We start from the raw sequence: 17,586 nt of genomic DNA, 5'->3' as shown, positions 1-17,586 counted from the left end.
TCACGTATTAAGTAACTGCCCTTCCTCCCAACTTAAAGTGCTTTACAATCCGAAGACCTTCTTCACACACGCGGCATGGCTGGATCAGGCTTTCGCCCATTGTCCAATATTCCCCACTGCTGCCTCCCGTAGGAGTCTGGACCGTGTCTCAGTTCCAGTGTGACTGATCATCCTCTCAGACCAGTTACGGATCGTCGCCTTGGTGAGCCATTACCCCACCAACTAGCTAATCCGACCTAGGCTCATCTGATAGCGCAAGGCCCGAAGGTCCCCTGCTTTCTCCCGTAGGACGTATGCGGTATTAGCGTCCGTTTCCGAGCGTTATCCCCCACTACCAGGCAGATTCCTAGGCATTACTCACCCGTCCGCCGCTCTCAAGAGGTGCAAGCACCTCTCTACCGCTCGACTTGCATGTGTTAGGCCTGCCGCCAGCGTTCAATCTGAGCCATGATCAAACTCTTCAGTTCAAACATCTTTGGGTTTTGAGAAAACCCTAAACTTGGCTCAGCAATCGTTGGTTACATCTTTGATTTCTCGCGGAGTAACTTGTGATGCTGATAATCTGTTGACTAGCAGTCTGACTCCACAAGCACCCACACGAATTGCTTGATTCAGTTGTTAAAGAGCGGTTGGTTAAGATCTTTCGTCTCAACCGAGGCGCGCATTCTACAGCGCCCCGTGTATCTGTCAAGCGGTTATTTTAAGAAGTTTTCAAAGTTTCCTTTGCAACTTCAACCACTTGCGCTTCCGATCTCTCGTTAGCGGGAGGCGAATTCTACAGCGTTACTCGCTGCTGTCAACACCTCTTTTTCTCCGCTTTCGACCGAGACGATCGAACCGCTGACAAGGCCAAACAACACTGCCTTATCAACTCCTTCCTGGCTTCGATGAACTGAAGCCCGACACCTTCAAAACAATGGTAACTCATTGAAACTCAAGGAGTTTTCCGTTTCGACTGCGCCGGAAGTGGGGCGAATTATAGACGTCCAGAATTTGCCGTCAACACTTATTTTCATAATTCTGTCACATCAGTCAAAAAGCCCCGCAAAAGCAGAGGCCGGCGCCCCAGGGCGCCGGCCTCTTCTAGTACCCGTTACAAGCTGGGGAAAGCGAACTGTGATGCTTCATGGCTTGCACGCTGCGGCCAGCGCTGAGTAATGGCCTTGCGACGGGTATAGAAACGAACCCCATCCGGGCCGTAGGCGTGCAGGTCGCCGAACAGCGAACGCTTCCAGCCGCCAAAGCTGTGATAGGCAACTGGCACCGGCAATGGAACGTTGACCCCCACCATGCCGACCTCGATCTCATCGCAGAACAACCGCGCCGCCTCGCCATCACGGGTAAAGATGCAAGTACCGTTGCCATACTCGTGATCGTTGATCAGTTGCATCGCCTCTTCCAGGCTGTTGACCCGGACGATGCACAGCACCGGCCCGAAGATCTCTTCCTTATAGATACGCATCTCGGGTGTGACGCGATCGAACAGGCAGCCACCCAGGAAGAAACCTTCCTCATGGCCGGCCACGCTCAAGCCACGACCATCGACCACCAGCGCAGCACCCGCCGCCACGCCGTCTTCTATATAGCCACTGACCTTGTCGCGATGCTGCCCCGTCACGAGTGGCCCCATGTCCAACCCGCAAGATGTGCCTGCGCCGATCTTCAGCGACTGAATCTGCGGCACCAACTTGGCTACCAGCGCATCCGCCACTTGGTCGCCCACACACACCGCCACCGAAATCGCCATGCAACGCTCACCGCATGAACCGTACGCCGCGCCCATCAGTGCGCTGACGGCGTTGTCCAGATCGGCATCCGGCATCAATACCGCATGATTCTTTGCCCCACCCAGTGCCTGGACGCGTTTACCGCGTCGAGTGCCCTCGGCGTAGATGTATTCAGCAATCGGCGTCGAACCGACAAAACTCAGCGCCTTCACTTCCGGCGCTTCGATCAGTGCATCCACGGCGGCCTTGTCGCCATGCACCACGCTCAGCACGCCCTTGGGCAAACCGGCCTCCAACAGCAACTGGGCAATCAGCAACGTCGAGCTCGGGTCGCGCTCGGACGGTTTGAGGATGAAGCAGTTCCCGCACACGATCGCCAGCGGATACATCCACAGCGGCACCATCGCCGGGAAGTTGAACGGTGTAATGCCCGCCACCACTCCCAGAGGCTGAAAATCTGACCAGGCGTCGATGTTCGGTCCTACGTTACGGCTGTACTCGCCCTTCAGAATCTCCGGCGCCGCGCAGGCGAACTCGACGTTCTCGATGCCGCGCTTGAGCTCACCGGCCGCGTCTTCCAATGTCTTGCCGTGTTCTTCGCTGATCAACTGGGCAATGCGCGACTCGTTCTGCTCCAGCAACTGCTTGAAACGAAACATCACCTGCGCACGCTTGGCCGCCGGGGTGTTGCGCCAAGCCGGGAAAGCCGCCTTGGCAGCGTCGATGGCCTGCTGGATGGTCGCGCGATCAGCCAATGGCACCTTGTGAATCGCCTGGCCAGTGGACGGGTTGAACACGTCAGCCGTACGAGCGCTGTCGCTCAACAGTTCGCCATTGATCAAATGCGGAATGAGGCTCATGGGGACTCCAGAATTTATCCACGGGCGCCCGTCGTCGGACGCCCGTTATTGAAAGCTATAGAGAGGACTGCATCAGTCGAGTTTGTTCAGCACTTCGCCCACTGCGTCAAACAGACGATCCAGGTCCTGCGGCTTGCTGTTGAACGTTGGCCCGAACTGCAGGGTGTCGCCGCCGAAACGTACGTAGAACCCAGCTTTCCACAACGCCATGCCGGCCTCGAACGGGCGCACGATCGCATCGCCATCGCGCGGCGCGATCTGGATCGCCCCGGCCAGGCCATAGTTGCGAATATCGATAACGTTCTTCGAGCCCTTCAAACCGTGCAAGGCATTCTCGAAATGCGGCGCGACCTCGGCCACGCTCTGCACCAGGTTTTCCTTTTGCAACAGGTCCAATGCCGCCAAGCCTGCCGCACAGGCCACCGGGTGCGCCGAGTAGGTGTAGCCATGGGGGAATTCCACCGCGTACTCGGGGGTCGGCTGATTCATGAAGGTCTGATAGATCTCCGAGCTGGCAATCACCGCGCCCATGGGGATCGCGCCATTGGTGACTTGCTTGGCGATGCACATCAGGTCCGGGGTCACGCCAAAACTATCGGCACCGAACATCGAACCGGTGCGACCGAAACCGGTGATCACTTCATCGAACACCAGCAGGATACTGTGCTGGTCGCAGATTTCCCGCAGGCGCTTGAGGTACCCCTCAGGCGGCACCAGCACGCCCGCCGACCCGGCCATTGGCTCGACGAATACTGCAGCGATGTTGGAGGCATCGTGCAGTTCGATCAGCTTCAACAGCTCATCGGCCAAGGCGATGCCACCCTCCTTCGGCATGCCCCGGGAATACGCATTGCTCGCCAGCAAGGTATGAGGCAAATGGTCGACATCCATCATCGCCTGGCCGAACAGCTTGCGATTACCGTTGACGCCACCAAGGCTGGTCCCAGCAATGTTCACGCCGTGATAGCCACGGGCACGGCCGATCATCTTGGTCTTGGTCGCCTGGCCCTTGAGACGCCAGTAAGCGCGGACCATTTTCACCGCGGTATCGGCGCACTCGGAACCGGAGTCGGTAAAGAACACATGATTGAGATTGCCCGGGGTCAGGCTGGTGATTTTTTCCGCCAGTTGGAACGACAGCGGATGGCCGTATTGGAAACCCGGCGAGTAATCGAGAGTGCCCAACTGCTTGGCGACCGCTTCCTGGATTTCCTTGCGCGTGTGCCCGGCACCGCAGGTCCACAGGCCCGACAGCGAGTCGTAGACCTTACGTCCCTTGTCATCCTGCAGCCAACTGCCTTCGGCGGCGACGATCAAACGCGGGTCGCGCTGGAAATTGCGGTTGGCGGTGTAAGGCATCCAGTGGGCATCAAGCTTGAGCTGACTGGCCAGGGAACCGGCAGCGTGTTCGGGCATGTTCATCGACAAAACCTCGCAGGACATAAGCGTCAGGGGATCGAAAGACGTTCTTGCAGCTAAGTTGACACGACGATAAAGTCGGTGAAATCCAACTTTTCTAACCTTCAGTCAGTGGATCACTAAACTATGAGCGTTCGCCGTCCCGATCCACTGGCCCAGGTCAGCGACTTCGATATCCGCTTGCTGCGCATTTTCCGCAGCGTGGTGGAGTGCGGCGGATTCTCCGCAGCCGAAACGGTGCTTGGCATCGGACGCTCCGCCATCAGCCAGCAGATGAGCGATCTCGAACAACGCCTCGGCCTGCGCCTGTGCCAACGCGGGCGCGCCGGGTTCTCGTTGACCGAGGAAGGTCGCGAGGTTTATCAATCGGCGTTGCAATTGTTGAGTGCGCTGGAGAGCTTTCGCACCGAGGTCAACGGCCTGCACCAGCATTTGCGCGGCGAGTTGATCATCGGCCTGACCGACAATCTGGTCACCCTGCCCCACATGCGCATCACCCACGCCTTGGCTCAGTTGAAGGAACGTGGGCCCGACGTGCAGATCCAGATTCGCATGATCGCGCCCAACGAAGTCGAGCAAGGCGTGCTCGATGGACGCTTGCATGTCGGCGTGGTGCCGCAGGCCAGTGCGCTGTCCGGACTGGAATATCAACCGTTGTACAGCGAACGGTCGTTGCTCTATTGCGCGGTCGGACATCCGCTGTTTTATGTGGATGACCAGCAACTCGACGACGCGCGTCTCAATAGCCAGGACGCTATCGCGCCGACCTTCCGCCTGCCGGCCGAGATCCAGGCCCATTACCAGGCGCTCAATTGCACCGCCAGTGCATCGGACCGCGAAGGCATGGCGTTCCTGATTCTCACCGGGCGCTACATCGGTTACTTGCCGGATCACTACGCCAGCCTCTGGGTCCAGCAAGGACGGTTGCGTGCGCTAAAACCCACCGTGCGTTTCTACGACCTGAGCCTGGCGTCGGTTACGCGCAAGGGCCGACGGCCTCACCTGGTGCTGGAAAGTTTTCTCGAGAGCCTCGCGGCAACCCGCTAATACCTTTGCTCTTTGTGGGAGCGGGCTTGCTCGCGAAGGCGCTGTATCAGTCGGCATCAATGTTGAATGACCGTCCGCTTTCGCGAGCAAGCCCGCTCCCACAAGTGTTCAGTCAGGCTTTATATAGCAGAGGCACTTGTCGGATCGCTGCCGGTGCGCTATCAACGCAGTTGCTTGCCCCACAGACCCAGCCCGGAAACGTCCATGACCTTTGAAGTCCCTGCCCACGGTGGCAAGCCCACCAGTCGCATTCGTCAAAAGAACGAAGAGACCATCCTCAAGGCCGCCGAAGATGAATTCGCCCGTCACGGATTCAAAGGCACCAGCATGAACGCTATCGCCCTGAAAGCCGGGCTGCCCAAGGCGAACCTGCATTACTACTTCACCAACAAACTCGGGTTGTACGTGGCGGTGCTGAGCAACATCATCGAATTGTGGGACAGCACCTTCAATACCCTCACGGCTGAAGATGATCCGGCCGAAGCCTTGACCCGCTACATCCGCGCCAAGATGGAATTCTCCCGGCGCCAACCCCAGGCGTCGCGGCTGTTTGCCATGGAAGTGATCAGCGGAGGCGAATGCCTGACCGAATATTTCAACCAGGATTATCGCGCCTGGTTCAACGGCCGTGCTGCCGTGTTTCAAGCCTGGATCGATGCCGGTAAGATGGACCCGGTCGACCCGGTGAACCTCATCTTCCTGTTATGGGGCAGCACCCAGCATTACGCCGACTTCGCTACGCAGATCTGCCGCGTGACCGGTCGCAGCAAGTTGACCAAGCAAGACATGATCGATGCCGGCGACAACCTGATCCGCATCATTCTCAAGGGCTGCGGCCTGACACCAGCTTTCTAAGATCCCCATGCCTTTTACCCTTGCCGGTTTTTGCGAATACCGCGAAGAAATTCGCAAAAGCCGCTTCATCACCGTTGCAGCCCACATCACCAGCCCCGCCGATGCCCAGGCCTTTATCGAACAGCACAGCGACCTGAACGCCACGCACAATTGCTGGGCCTGGAAACTCGGTGATCAATATCGCAGCAACGACGATGGCGAACCGGGCGGTACCGCCGGACGGCCGATCCTGGCGGCCATTGAAGCCCAGGCGTGCGACCAGGTCGTGGTGCTGGTGATCCGCTGGTATGGCGGAATCCAGTTGGGCACGGGCGGATTGGCTCGCGCCTATGGCGGCGGCGCGAACAAGTGCCTGCAAAACGCTGACAAGATTGAATTGATCAGCCGGGTGGCGCTTCGCTGCACCTGCGGGTTCGCGGAACTGCCTCTGGTGAAACTGCGGGTTGCCGAATGTGGCGGGCTGGTGAATGAAGAAAGCTTTACGGCCAATGGCGTGGACATGCAGCTGGCCGTGGGTGAGGCGCAGATCGAGACATTACAAAAACAACTGGCCGACCTGAGCCGCGGGCGAATTCTGCTCGAGCGTTGAAACCGAAGGTCTGCCACCTTTCGGGGCGCGCGCAAAACTTGCAATTTGCCCACATCCACTGTGCACCCGGCTGTGGATAACCTGAGCACATCCGGCTGTAACCCTTCTGTCATGCGGGTTTGAGCGGGTTGCTCATTTTTTATTCAAAGCCCCGTTTATCCGACAATTCTTTCAATAAAACAGATGCTTGCAACGGTTTATCACCTTTAGAAGAAAGCCGCACAGTGCTTATGCCCGAGCGTCTGGCTTGCGCACAATAACTGTGGAGCAACCTGTGGATAACCCGTTCATGGCTCCCTCGACCCCAAGAAGGGCATGGCTCGCGAGCGCTTGTTCATTTTTTAACCATCTATTAGCGGGCAAAACCGGGGCTCGCCGCAACCCGCGCGCCCCAATACGGTGCCGACATCTGCCGGTGAAACCCGTCCGGTTATGCGCTGAAGGCCTGTGCCTTGGGGCAAGCGCGAATTTCCTGACCTGATGGCCAGGAAATTGCTTTATCCACAGGCATTCATGTCCATCGACCCGAGCCTGTCATGTCCAACCCCGATTCCATTGCGCGCCTGCAATTGCGCAAGATCAGCAAACGCTACCCTGGTTGCCTGGCCAACGACGCCATCGACCTGAATATCCAGCCCGGCGAAATCCATGCCCTGCTTGGGGAAAACGGTGCGGGCAAAAGCACCCTGATGAAGATTATCTACGGCGTCACCCAGGCCGATTCGGGCGAGGTGATCTGGCAAGGCCAACGGGTCAATCTGCGCAACCCGGCACAGGCCCGCAGCCTGGGGATCGGCATGGTGTTCCAGCATTTTTCATTGTTCGAAACCCTCACGGTGGCGCAGAACATTGCCCTGGCCATGGGCGCGGCGGCCGGTACACCGGCACAACTGGAACCCAGGATCCGCGAAGTCTCCCGGCGCTACGGCATGGCGCTGGAACCGCAGCGGCTGGTCCACAGCCTGTCGATTGGCGAACGTCAGCGGGTAGAGATCATCCGCTGCCTGATGCAGGACATTCGCTTGCTGATTCTCGATGAGCCGACCTCGGTGCTCACGCCCCAGGAAGCCGAAGAATTGTTCGTGACCCTGCGCCATCTGGCGAGCGAGGGCTGCAGTATTTTGTTTATCAGCCACAAACTGGCTGAGGTGCGGGCGCTGTGTCACAGCGCCACGGTGCTGCGCGGCGGACGAGTGTCGGGGCATTGCACACCGGCGCAATGCTCGGATCGGGAACTGGCGCAGTTGATGGTCGGCGAAGCGGCCGGGCTGATCACGGACTACCCCAAGGTCAGCGCAGACAAAGCCTTCCTGCAGATCAACAAGCTGTCCTGGCACAACCCGGACCCGTTCGGCTGTTCGTTGCGCAACATTGACCTTGAGGTTTGCAGCGGCGAAATCGTCGGTATCGCCGGGGTGGCAGGTAACGGTCAGGACGAGTGGCTCGCGTTGCTCAGCGGAGAAATACAGCTTGCCCGCCAGCAAGGCGAAACGATCCGATTCGACGGCCAACCCGTGGCGCACCTGCGCCCCGATGCCCGTCGCCGGCGCGGGCTGGCGTTTGTCCCGGCCGAACGCCTGGGCCACGGAGCGGTGCCGCAAATGAGCCTGGCGGATAACGCTTTGCTCAGCGCCTTCCAACAGGGGTTGGTCAGCCATGGCTTGATTCGACGCAGCAAGGTCGAGGATCTCGCCGAGCAGATCATCCGGCGTTTTGGTGTGAAGACACCCGACACCAAGACCCCGGCGCGCAGCCTGTCGGGGGGCAACCTGCAGAAATTCATTCTCGGCCGAGAAATCCTTCAACAGCCCAAACTGCTGGTGGCCGCTCACCCAACCTGGGGCGTGGACGTCGGCGCGGCGGCGACCATCCATCGCGCGCTGATTGCCTTGCGCGATGCGGGCGCGGCGATTCTGGTGATCTCCGAAGACCTCGATGAACTGTTTCAGATCAGCGACCGCCTCGGAGCCTTGTGCGGCGGGCGTCTGTCGGCCTTGCGCCCCACGGTCGAGACTCGGCTCAGCGACGTCGGCGGTTGGATGGCCGGCCAGTTCGACGCGCCTCAATCCCCCGCCCCCACGCCGGTTTAACGGAGTTTTACATGCTGCTTTCTCTCGAACCCCGTGGCCAGCAATCGCGCCTGATGCTCTGGTGCTCGCCGCTATTGGCCGCTGTATTGACCCTGAGCTGTGGCTCGCTGCTGTTCATCGCGCTTGGGCATGACCCGTTGCAAACGTTGTTCACCTTGCTGATCGCGCCGATCAGCGATCTGTACGGGGTGTCCGAGTGGCTGGTCAAGACCTTGCCAATCCTGCTGTGTGCCCTCGGCCTGGCGGTGGCTTATCAGGCGCGGATCTGGAACATCGGCGCCGAAGGCCAACTGCTGCTGGGCGCCCTGGCCGGCAGCGCCTTGGCGGTAAACATCATCGGCCTGCAAAGCCGCTGGGCACTGGTGCTGATTCTGCTGACCGGCACCCTCGCCGGTGCGGCCTGGGCCGGGCTCACGGCGTGGCTGCGCACGCGCTTCAATGCCAATGAAATCCTGACCAGCATCATGCTCAATTACATCGCGCTGAACCTGCTGTTGTTTTGCGTGCACGGGCCGCTGAAAGACCCGGAGGGTTTCAACTTTCCGGAGTCGGCGATGTTCGGCGAAGCCAGTCGCCTGCCGTTGCTGCTGGAGGATGGCCGGGTGCATGCCGGGTTGTATTTCGCCCTGCTGGCGCTGGTGGCGGTGTGGGTCTTGCTACAGAAAAGCTTTGTCGGCTTTCAGATCAAGGTACTGGGCCTGGACGCGCGCGCCGCCGGTTTCGCCGGTTTTCGCCAGAAGCCGCTGGTGTGGCTGGCGCTGCTGATCAGCGGCGCGCTGGCCGGGTTGGCCGGTGTCTGCGAAGTGACCGGGCCGATTGGCCAACTGGTGCCGCAGGTGTCGCCGGGCTACGGCTACGCGGCAATTACCGTGGCCTTTCTGGGACGCCTCAATCCCATCGGCATTCTGTTCGCCAGCCTGCTGATGGCATTGCTGTACATCGGCGGCGAGAGCGCGCAAATGTCGCTCAATCTGCCCCAAGCGATCACCCAACTGTTCCAGGGGATGATGCTGTTTTTCCTGTTGGCCTGCGACGTCCTGATCCTGTATCGGCCGCGCCTGAACCTGCGCTGGGCCCGGCGCGCACGAACCACCGCCGTACAGGCAGGAGCGCTGTGATGGATATCGACCTGTTGAGCAATATTTTCTACGCCATGGTCCGCTGCGGCACACCCTTGTTGCTGGTGGCCCTGGGTGAATTGGTCTGCGAGAAAAGCGGCGTCCTGAACCTGGGCCAGGAAGGCATGATGCTGTTCGGCGCAGTGATGGGTTTTATCGTCGCGTTCAACAGCGGCAACCTGTGGCTCGGTGTGCTGCTGGCGATGGCCGCCGGGATGCTGTTGTCGGCACTGTTCGCCTTGGTGGCGCTGGTGTTCAACGCCAATCAGGTGGCCACCGGGTTGGCGCTGACGATTTTCGGCGTGGGCCTGTCGAGTTTTGTCGGGGCGGCCTGGGTCGGCAGACCGCTGGCGGGGTTCGAGCCCCTGGCGATTCCGTACTTGAGTGAAATCCCGTTGATCGGGCGGATGCTGTTTGCCCAAGACCTGCTGGTTTATCTGTCTTTCGCGCTGTTTGCCCTGGTGGCCTGGGTGATTGTGAAAAGCCGCGCCGGGTTGATCATCCAGGCCGTCGGCGAGAATCCCGATGCCGCCAGCGCCATGGGCCTGCCGGTGTTGCGGGTGCGAACCCTGGCGGTGCTGTTCGGCGGCGCCATGGCCGGGTTGGCCGGCGCTTATCTGTCGTTGGCCTACACGCCGATGTGGGCCGAAAACATGAGCGCCGGACGTGGCTGGATCGCCCTGGCGCTGGTGGTGTTCGCCAGTTGGCGGGTGTGGCGCCTGCTGCTGGGCGCCTACCTGTTCGGCCTCGCCAGCATCCTGCACCTGGTGGCCCAGGGCTTGGGGCTGGCGATTCCATCGAGCTTGCTGGCGATGCTGCCGTACGTCGCGACCATTGTGGTGCTGGTGTTGCTGTCCCGGGACGCGGTGCGCACGCGGCTGTATGCGCCGGTGTCGCTGGGACAGCCTTGGCAGGCGGGGCATTGAGAAACCCTGTGGCGAGGGAGCTTGCTCCCGCTCGACTGCGCAGCAGTCGCCTCCTTACGAGGGGTGCTGCGCACCCCAGCGGGAGCAAGCTCCCTCGCCACGGATGGGCAGTATTTGCATGACGCCCCACACCACCTCTAAAAACAGGAAAACCCACAACACCGCGCTGGCCCCATGAAGCAATGCATACAGCATCCAGGTCGAAAACAAAAACCGCCCCATCGCGTCATAACGCCCATACAGCGGCTGCGGATCCCGAATCCGCAGCACCGACCACACGCAGACAATCGAGCCCAGCAGATTCACCATCAGCAGATGCGCCGGCGCAAACGGCGGCAGTTCTCCAGGCAGGTCAAATAGCTGAGCCATGCTCGTCAACACACTATGCAACGCCGCAAAGCTCCACGGCGTGGCCAGCACGGCCGACACGATAAGGTCGTACCAGGCGCTGCCGCGCACCACCCGGCGATATTGCATCAAAGTCCACATACACCTTGCTCCAGATAATTGGGAAGCAAAGAGCCTAAAGCCTGGGGTATGCTCCAAGGTCAAGCCCTTCGGAGACCCACCATGCGCATCGGTGAACTCGCCCAAGCCTGCGCCGTCAGCCGTGACACCCTGCGCTTCTACGAGCAGCGCGGCCTGATCGCTGCGCAGCGCAGCGCCAATGGCTATCGCCACTACCCCGCCGACATGGTGCAACTGGTGCTCTACATCAAGACGGCCCAGCGCCTGGGTTTTACCCTGGGCGAGATCGGCGCCAGCGTCGCCGCCCTGTGGCAGGCGCAGGACCCTGACTGCGCCGTAGCGCAATTGCTGCAAGACAAGCTGAACCTGATCGAAACCCGCATGACCGAACTCGACGCGTTGCGTCACGAGCTGAAACAACGGCTCGGGCAACGTTGTCCATTAAATCCGTGACCTTCTCACTCAAGGATGCCTTCATGAATTCGGCAAAAAACGCATTGATCATCGGCGCCTCCCGAGGCTTGGGCCTCGGCCTGGTGAAGACACTGCTCAGCGATGGCTGGAACGTGACCGCCACCGTGCGCAACCCGCAGAACGCAGAGGCGTTGAAAGCACTGGGCCCGGTGCGGATCGAGAAGCTCGACATGGACGATCAGCAAGCCGTCATCGCCCTGAGCCAACAGCTCAAGGGTGAAACCTTCGACCTGCTGTTCATCAACGCGGGTGTCAAAGGCCCGGACAATCAGAGTCCCGGTGGCGCGACGCTGGCCGAAGTCGGCCAGTTGTTCTTCACCAACGCCGTGGCGCCGATCAACCTGGCCCAGCGCTTCGTCGGCCAGATCCGCGACGGCAGCGGCGTGCTGGCGTTCATGAGTTCGGTGCTGGGCAGCGTGACCATGCCCGACGCCCCGGAACTGGCGCTGTACAAAGCCAGCAAGGCGGCGCTCAATTCGATGACCAATAGTTTTGTCACTCAATTGGGCGAACAGACATTGACGGTACTGTCGCTGCATCCGGGCTGGGTCAAGACCGACATGGGCGGTGAAGGGGCGGATATCGATGTCCAGACCAGCACCCGTGGCCTGATTGATCAGGTGAATGCCTTCGCTGGTAAGGGCGGACATCATTTCGTCAACTACAAGGGCGAGACGATTCCCTGGTAAACACCCGATACCCTGTGGAACACCGATAACCCTGTGGGAGCGAGCTTGCTCGCGATGGCGGTCTCACATCCAACATCGATGTCGACTGACCTACCGCTATCGCGAGCAAGCCCGCTCCCACATTTTGATCTCGGCGGGCTCTGGAAAACTGCAACACAACCTGAGTAAACTCCGCACCTCGCCCTACCCAACGGCGACCCTGGATCAGCAGACAGGGCATCACTGAGCTGGCTAACCTGAACCCACTTTCAGAGGAGCCGGCCACCATGCCTGCGACCCGTACCTGGTTAAAAAATCCCCTCGCCATTTTTACTGCCAACGACCTCGATGCCCGTGGCGGCCTCGTCCTGCAGGGCGGTGTGATCGTCGAACTGCTGAGTGCCGGCCAACACCCCGTCCAGCCATGCGATACGGTCTTCGACGCCCGCGAGCATGTGATCCTGCCGGGGCTGATCAACACCCATCATCACTTCTATCAAACCCTGACGCGTGCCTGGGCACCGGTGGTGAACCAGCCGCTGTTTCCGTGGTTGAAAACCCTCTATCCGGTATGGGCGCGACTGACCCCGGAAAAACTCGCCCTGGCAAGCAAAGTGGCACTCGCTGAGCTGCTGCTTTCCGGTTGCACCACGGCGGCCGATCACCATTACCTGTTTCCCGAAGGCTTGGAAAATGCCATCGACGTGCAGGTGCAAAGTGTCCGTGAACTGGGGATGCGCGCGATGCTGACCCGCGGTTCCATGAGCCTGGGCGAGGACGACGGTGGCTTGCCGCCGCAGCAGACCGTGCAGCAGGGCCAGGTGATTCTCGACGACAGCCAGCGGTTGATCACCCAGTACCATGAACGCGGCGACGGCGCGCAGATCCAGATTGCCCTGGCGCCCTGCTCGCCGTTTTCAGTCACGCCCGAGATCATGCGTGCCAGCGCTGAACTGGCGGAAAAACTCGACGTACGCCTGCACACACACCTGGCCGAAACCCTTGATGAAGAAGACTTCTGCCTGCAACGCTTCGGCCTGCGCACCGTGGACTATCTGGACAGCGTCGGTTGGCTCGGCCCGCGCACCTGGCTGGCCCACGGCATTCATTTCAACCCTGAAGAAATCACCCGTCTCGGCGCCGCCGGCACCGGCATCTGCCATTGCCCGAGTTCCAACATGCGCCTGGCCTCGGGCATTTGCCCGACCCTGGACCTGACCGCCGCCGGCGCCCCCCTGGGCCTGGGTGTGGACGGCTCGGCCTCCAACGACGCCTCGAACATGATCCTTGAAACCCGCCAGGCGCTGTACATCCAGCGCCTGCGTTATGGCGCGCAAGCGATCACCCCGGAACGCGTGCTGAGCTGGGCGACCCGGGGTTCGGCGCAACTGCTCGGACGCAGCGATATCGGTGAATTGGCGGTGGGCAAGCAGGCAGACCTGGCGCTGTTCAAGCTCGATGAATTGCGTTTCTCCGGCAGCCACGATCCGATCTCGGCCCTGCTGCTGTGCGGCGCGGACCGGGCCGATCGGGTAATGGTCGGCGGGCAATGGCGGGTGATCGATGGGCAGGTCGAAGGGTTGGACTTGAAGGGGTTGATTGCCGATCACAGCCAGGCGGCGCGGGAGTTGATTGCCGGCGCCTGACCGGACGCCATCGCGGGCAAGCCTTGCTCCCACAGGTCTCGCGGCGAGGCTACCTTCATCAACACCCACCCTTCACTGTGGGAGCAAGGCTTGCCCGCGATGCTCTTCTAGAGGCCCAGCAACGACAACATGATAAACGTCGAAAACAGCACAAAGTGGGTCATGCCTTCGATGGCGTTGGTTTCGCCATCGTTGAGGTTGATGGCGCTGACGATCAGGGTGATGAAGATCATCACCGTCTGCACCGGGGTCATGGCCATCTGGAACGGCTGGCCGGTGTAGAGCGCCATGGCTTCCATCACCGGCACCGTGAGGATCACGGTCGACAGCGAAGCGCCCAGCGCGATGTTCACCACCGATTGCATACGGTTCGCCAAGGCGGCACGCAGGGCCGTGAGGATCTCCGGGGCGGCGGAAATCGCGGCCACCAGAATCGCCGTGACCACTGGCGGCGCGCCCGTGCCTTCCAGCCCCAGGTCGATGGCCTTGGACATGACTTCAGCCAGCGCGCCGATCACCACCACGCCAAACACCAGGGCACTGATGGAGAACGTCAGGCTGATGGGCTTCGGTTCATTTTCCACGGGCTCTTTCTTGCGGCGTTTTTCCGGGTAGCTGTAACTGAAAAAGTAACTGTGAGGCCCGACCTGCATGCGCAGGAACAGGGTGTACAACACGATCATCGCGCCGATGGTAAATGCCGAATACATTTTCCAGCTCTCGCGGGGAATGAACTCCGGCACCACCATCGATACGCCCATGGCGGTGAGGATCATCACGCTGTAGGTGCGCGCCGAATCATCGTTGTAAGCCTGCTCGCCGTGCTTGATCCCGCCCATCAGCGCCGCGAGCCCGAGAATGCCGTTGATGTCGAGCATCACCGCCGAGTAGATCGTGTCCCGCACCAGGGTCGGCGACGCTTCGTTGCTCATCATGATCGCCAGGATCACCACTTCGACCAGCACCGCCGACAACGTCAGGATCATCGTGCCGTAGGGATCACCGACCTTCTCCGCCAGCAGTTCGGCGTGATGGGCCACACGCATGGAAGCCGCGACGATAAAGCCGATCAGGACCAAACCGCCGAGCAACGCCACGATCTGCCCGCTGCCCAACAGCCAGTGCTCCAGTGGATAGGCGACCACCGCGGCGATCAGCGCCAGCAACAGCAGTTTTTCTTGTTTGATCAAAGTGAGCATCGCGGGCCTATCACCGTGGGTGGGGTCATGAGCTACTGACTGTAGGGGGCGGCGAACGTTCGGGCTAAGTGACGCACCAGGGAGTGGCGAGTGGGTGGCAGGTGCACCTTTATCGATCTCAAGGACCTCATCGCGAGCAAGCTCGCTCCCACAGGTATTGCGTTGTCCTTGTGGGAGCGAGCTTGCTCGCGATGACTGCCTCAGAAAGATCGCAGATTTTGTTGTCTTGTTGGTCAGCATTTTGCATTGGTGCGGTACAGCCAACCTCACAACAATATGGAGTTCGAGTTCATGCACAAACGCCCCTTGAAGAAGTTGTTTTGCGCCGTTGTCGCAGCCGTCGGCCTGAGCGCCGGCTTGAGCGCCAGTGCCGCCGACCCGCTGAAGGTCGGTTTCGTCTACATCGGCCCGATCGGCGACCATGGCTGGACCTATCAGCATGAACAGGGGCGCAAGGAACTCGCGGCGAAATTCGGCGAGCAGATCACCACCAACTACGTGGAAAACGTACCGGAAGGGGCTGACGCCGAGCGGGTGATCCGCAACATGGCCAAGGACAAGTACGACCTGATCTTCACCACCTCCTTCGGCTACATGAACCCGACGTTGAAAGTCGCCAAGCAATTTCCAAAAGTGATCTTCGAACACGCCACCGGCTACAAGCAGGACAAGAACCTGGGCACCTACCTGGCTCGCACTTACGAAGGCCGCTACGTCGGCGGCTTCCTCGCGGCCAAGATGACCAAGACCAAGAAGATCGGCTACGTCGCGTCCTTCCCGATCCCGGAAGTCATCCGCGACATCAACGCCATCCAACTGGCCCTGAACAAGTACAACCCTGGCACCGAGATCAAAGTGGTGTGGGTCAATTCCTGGTTCGACCCGGGCAAGGAAGCCGACGCCGCCAACGCGCTGATCGACCAGGGCGTGGACGTGGTGTTCCAGCACACCGACAGCCCGGCACCGATCCAGGCCGCCGAGCGGCGCGGCGTATACGCAGTCGGCTACGCTTCGGACATGGCCCACTTCGGTCCCAAGGCCGTGCTGACCTCCATCGTCAACGACTGGGGCCCGCATTACATCCAGGCGACCCAGAGCGTGCTCGACCATAGCTGGAAATCCCAGGACTACTGGGGCGGCCTGAAGGAAGGCACGGTAAAACTGCCAATCAGCGACCTGGTGCCAGCGGCGGTCAAGGGCGAAGCCGAACAGATCATCGCCGACATCGAGAGCGGCGCGTTCCATCCGTTCACCGGGCCGATCAAGGACCAGGCCGGCGTCGAGAAAATCCCCGCAGGCGTGAGCGCCACCAACGCGGAACTGGCGTCGATGAATTATTACGTCGAAGGCATGAAGGCTGAGATTCCGAAGTAACCCTCAGGCCAAACACATAACCCTGTGGGAGCGAGCTTGCTCGCGATAGCGGACTGACCTTCACCATCGATGTCGACAGATAAATCGCTATCGCGAGCAAGTTCGCTCCCACATGGGTCCGCATTCAAACTCAGGAAAGCAGTATGAACAGCCTTCCCATCATCGACATCAGCCCTCTCTACACCGACGATGCCAGCGCCTGGCAATCGGTCGCCGAGCAGATCGACCGTGCCTGCCGCCAATGGGGCTTTTTCTACATCAAGGGCCACCCGATCAGCCCGGCGCGCATCGCCCAAGTGCTGGATAACGCCCAACGTTTCTTCGCCCTGCCCGTCGACGAAAAGCTCAAGATCGACATCACCCAAACCCGTCACCACCGCGGCTACGGCGCCGTCGCCACGGAACAACTGGACCCGGCCAAGCCCAGCGACCTGAAGGAAACCTTCGACATGGGCCTGCACCTGCCGGCCGATCATCCCGAAGTACTGGCGGAAAAGCCTCTGCGTGGTCCCAACCGACACCCGGACCTGAGCGGTTGGCAAACCTTGATGGAGCAGCATTACCGCGACATGCAGGCACTCGCACAAACCCTGCTACGGGCCATGACCCTGGCCCTTGGCATCGAGCGGGACTTTTTCGACACACGCTTCAACGAGCCGGTGAGCGTGCTGCGCCTGATCCATTACCCGCCGCGCCATACCGCCAGTAGCGACGAACAGCAAGGTGCCGGCGCCCATACCGACTACGGGTGCATCACCTTGCTCTACCAGGACGCCGCCGGAGGCCTGCAAGTGCGCAACGTCGACGGCCAGTGGATCGACGCACCGCCCATCGACGGCACGTTCGTGATCAACCTTGGCGACATGATGGCGCGCTGGAGCAACGACCGTTACCTGTCCACGCCGCATCGAGTGATCAGCCCGCTGGGGGTGGACCGTTATTCGATGCCATTCTTTGCCGAGCCGCACCCCGACACGCTGATCCAGTGCCTGCCCGGTTGCCAGGATGACGCCCATCCGCCGAAGTACCCGACCACCACCTGCGCGCAATTTCTGCTGTCGCGCTTCGCCGACACCTATGCTTACCGAAGGGAGCAGCAGGCCGGTTAGTGGATCAGCCGGTCAGG

General features: G+C 60.5%; 15 protein-coding genes and 1 rRNA gene. 11 read left to right on the top strand and 5 right to left on the bottom strand.

The annotated features are described in order from the left end of the window. From ACWNZ1_RS22435 to ACWNZ1_RS22425, 3 genes are all read right to left on the bottom strand, one after another. Positions 1-467: ribosomal RNA gene (locus ACWNZ1_RS22435) — 16S ribosomal RNA — on the bottom strand; the annotation flags it as partial. Between the two features lie 626 nt (positions 468-1,093). After that, complete coding sequence (locus tag ACWNZ1_RS22430; protein WP_135843545.1) at positions 1,094-2,587, bottom strand: CoA-acylating methylmalonate-semialdehyde dehydrogenase; 1,494 nt, start codon at positions 2,585-2,587, stop codon at positions 1,094-1,096. A 72-nt stretch (positions 2,588-2,659) separates the two neighbouring features. Further along, positions 2,660-4,009 carry an aspartate aminotransferase family protein gene (locus ACWNZ1_RS22425; RefSeq protein WP_135843544.1) on the bottom strand — a complete coding sequence of 450 codons (1,350 nt, stop codon included), beginning with the start codon at positions 4,007-4,009 and terminating at the stop codon, positions 2,660-2,662. A gap of 123 nt (positions 4,010-4,132) precedes the next feature. Between ACWNZ1_RS22425 and ACWNZ1_RS22420 the strand changes: the two genes are divergently transcribed. From ACWNZ1_RS22420 to ACWNZ1_RS22395, 6 genes are all read left to right on the top strand, one after another. Further along, entirely contained in the window at positions 4,133-5,053 is a 921-nt protein-coding gene (locus ACWNZ1_RS22420) for a LysR family transcriptional regulator (RefSeq protein ID WP_135843543.1), read from the top strand. Positions 5,054-5,257: 204 nt separating this feature from the next. Next, positions 5,258-5,908, top strand: coding sequence for a TetR/AcrR family transcriptional regulator (locus ACWNZ1_RS22415; RefSeq protein ID WP_135843541.1), 651 nt, complete (start codon positions 5,258-5,260; stop codon positions 5,906-5,908). 7 nt (positions 5,909-5,915) lie between these two features. After that, positions 5,916-6,497, top strand: coding sequence for an IMPACT family protein (locus ACWNZ1_RS22410; protein WP_135843540.1), 582 nt, complete (start codon positions 5,916-5,918; stop codon positions 6,495-6,497). 536 nt (positions 6,498-7,033) lie between these two features. Beyond that, positions 7,034-8,587, top strand: a complete 1,554-nt coding sequence (locus ACWNZ1_RS22405) for an ABC transporter ATP-binding protein (RefSeq protein ID WP_256454198.1) — start codon at positions 7,034-7,036, stop codon at positions 8,585-8,587. An 11-nt stretch (positions 8,588-8,598) separates the two neighbouring features. Further along, positions 8,599-9,705 carry an ABC transporter permease gene (locus ACWNZ1_RS22400; protein ID WP_265072656.1) on the top strand — a complete coding sequence of 369 codons (1,107 nt, stop codon included), beginning with the start codon at positions 8,599-8,601 and terminating at the stop codon, positions 9,703-9,705. Next, a complete protein-coding gene (locus ACWNZ1_RS22395) occupies positions 9,705-10,631 on the top strand; it encodes an ABC transporter permease (RefSeq protein WP_256454196.1) in 927 nt (308 codons plus the stop codon). The genes ACWNZ1_RS22400 and ACWNZ1_RS22395 overlap by 1 nt, the downstream gene beginning before the upstream one ends. 54 nt (positions 10,632-10,685) lie before the next feature. Here the strand turns inward: ACWNZ1_RS22395 and ACWNZ1_RS22390 are convergent, their stop codons facing one another. Beyond that, on the bottom strand, positions 10,686-11,120 hold the full coding sequence (locus ACWNZ1_RS22390; RefSeq protein WP_265072655.1) for a hypothetical protein: 435 nt from the start codon (positions 11,118-11,120) through the stop codon (positions 10,686-10,688). An 81-nt stretch (positions 11,121-11,201) separates the two neighbouring features. Between ACWNZ1_RS22390 and ACWNZ1_RS22385 the strand changes: the two genes are divergently transcribed. The 3 genes from ACWNZ1_RS22385 (at position 11,202) to ACWNZ1_RS22375 (ending at position 13,887) form a co-directional block, all read left to right on the top strand. After that, a complete protein-coding gene (locus ACWNZ1_RS22385; RefSeq protein WP_135843535.1) occupies positions 11,202-11,552 on the top strand; it encodes a MerR family transcriptional regulator in 351 nt (116 codons plus the stop codon). 23 nt (positions 11,553-11,575) lie between these two features. Continuing rightward, positions 11,576-12,262, top strand: coding sequence for an SDR family oxidoreductase (locus tag ACWNZ1_RS22380; protein WP_135843534.1), 687 nt, complete (start codon positions 11,576-11,578; stop codon positions 12,260-12,262). A gap of 266 nt (positions 12,263-12,528) precedes the next feature. Next, positions 12,529-13,887, top strand: coding sequence for an 8-oxoguanine deaminase (locus ACWNZ1_RS22375; RefSeq protein WP_256454194.1), 1,359 nt, complete (start codon positions 12,529-12,531; stop codon positions 13,885-13,887). A gap of 107 nt (positions 13,888-13,994) precedes the next feature. Here the strand turns inward: ACWNZ1_RS22375 and ACWNZ1_RS22370 are convergent, their stop codons facing one another. After that, a complete protein-coding gene (locus tag ACWNZ1_RS22370) occupies positions 13,995-15,086 on the bottom strand; it encodes a calcium:proton antiporter (protein WP_265072654.1) in 1,092 nt (363 codons plus the stop codon). 291 nt (positions 15,087-15,377) lie between these two features. Here ACWNZ1_RS22370 and ACWNZ1_RS22365 point away from each other — a divergent pair, with 291 nt between their 5' ends. Both ACWNZ1_RS22365 and ACWNZ1_RS22360 read left to right on the top strand, forming a co-directional pair. After that, positions 15,378-16,460, top strand: coding sequence for a BMP family ABC transporter substrate-binding protein (locus ACWNZ1_RS22365; RefSeq protein ID WP_135843530.1), 1,083 nt, complete (start codon positions 15,378-15,380; stop codon positions 16,458-16,460). A gap of 143 nt (positions 16,461-16,603) precedes the next feature. Beyond that, positions 16,604-17,569: a 2-oxoglutarate and iron-dependent oxygenase domain-containing protein gene (locus tag ACWNZ1_RS22360; RefSeq protein WP_256454193.1), complete on the top strand. Its 966-nt coding sequence runs from the start codon at positions 16,604-16,606 to the stop codon at positions 17,567-17,569. Positions 17,570-17,586 lie beyond the last annotated feature (17 nt).

Source organism: Pseudomonas sp. CFBP 5748, assembly GCF_053850495.1.
The sequence above is the reverse complement of the archived record's forward strand: the minus strand, read 5'-3'. Positions and strand labels throughout refer to the sequence as shown.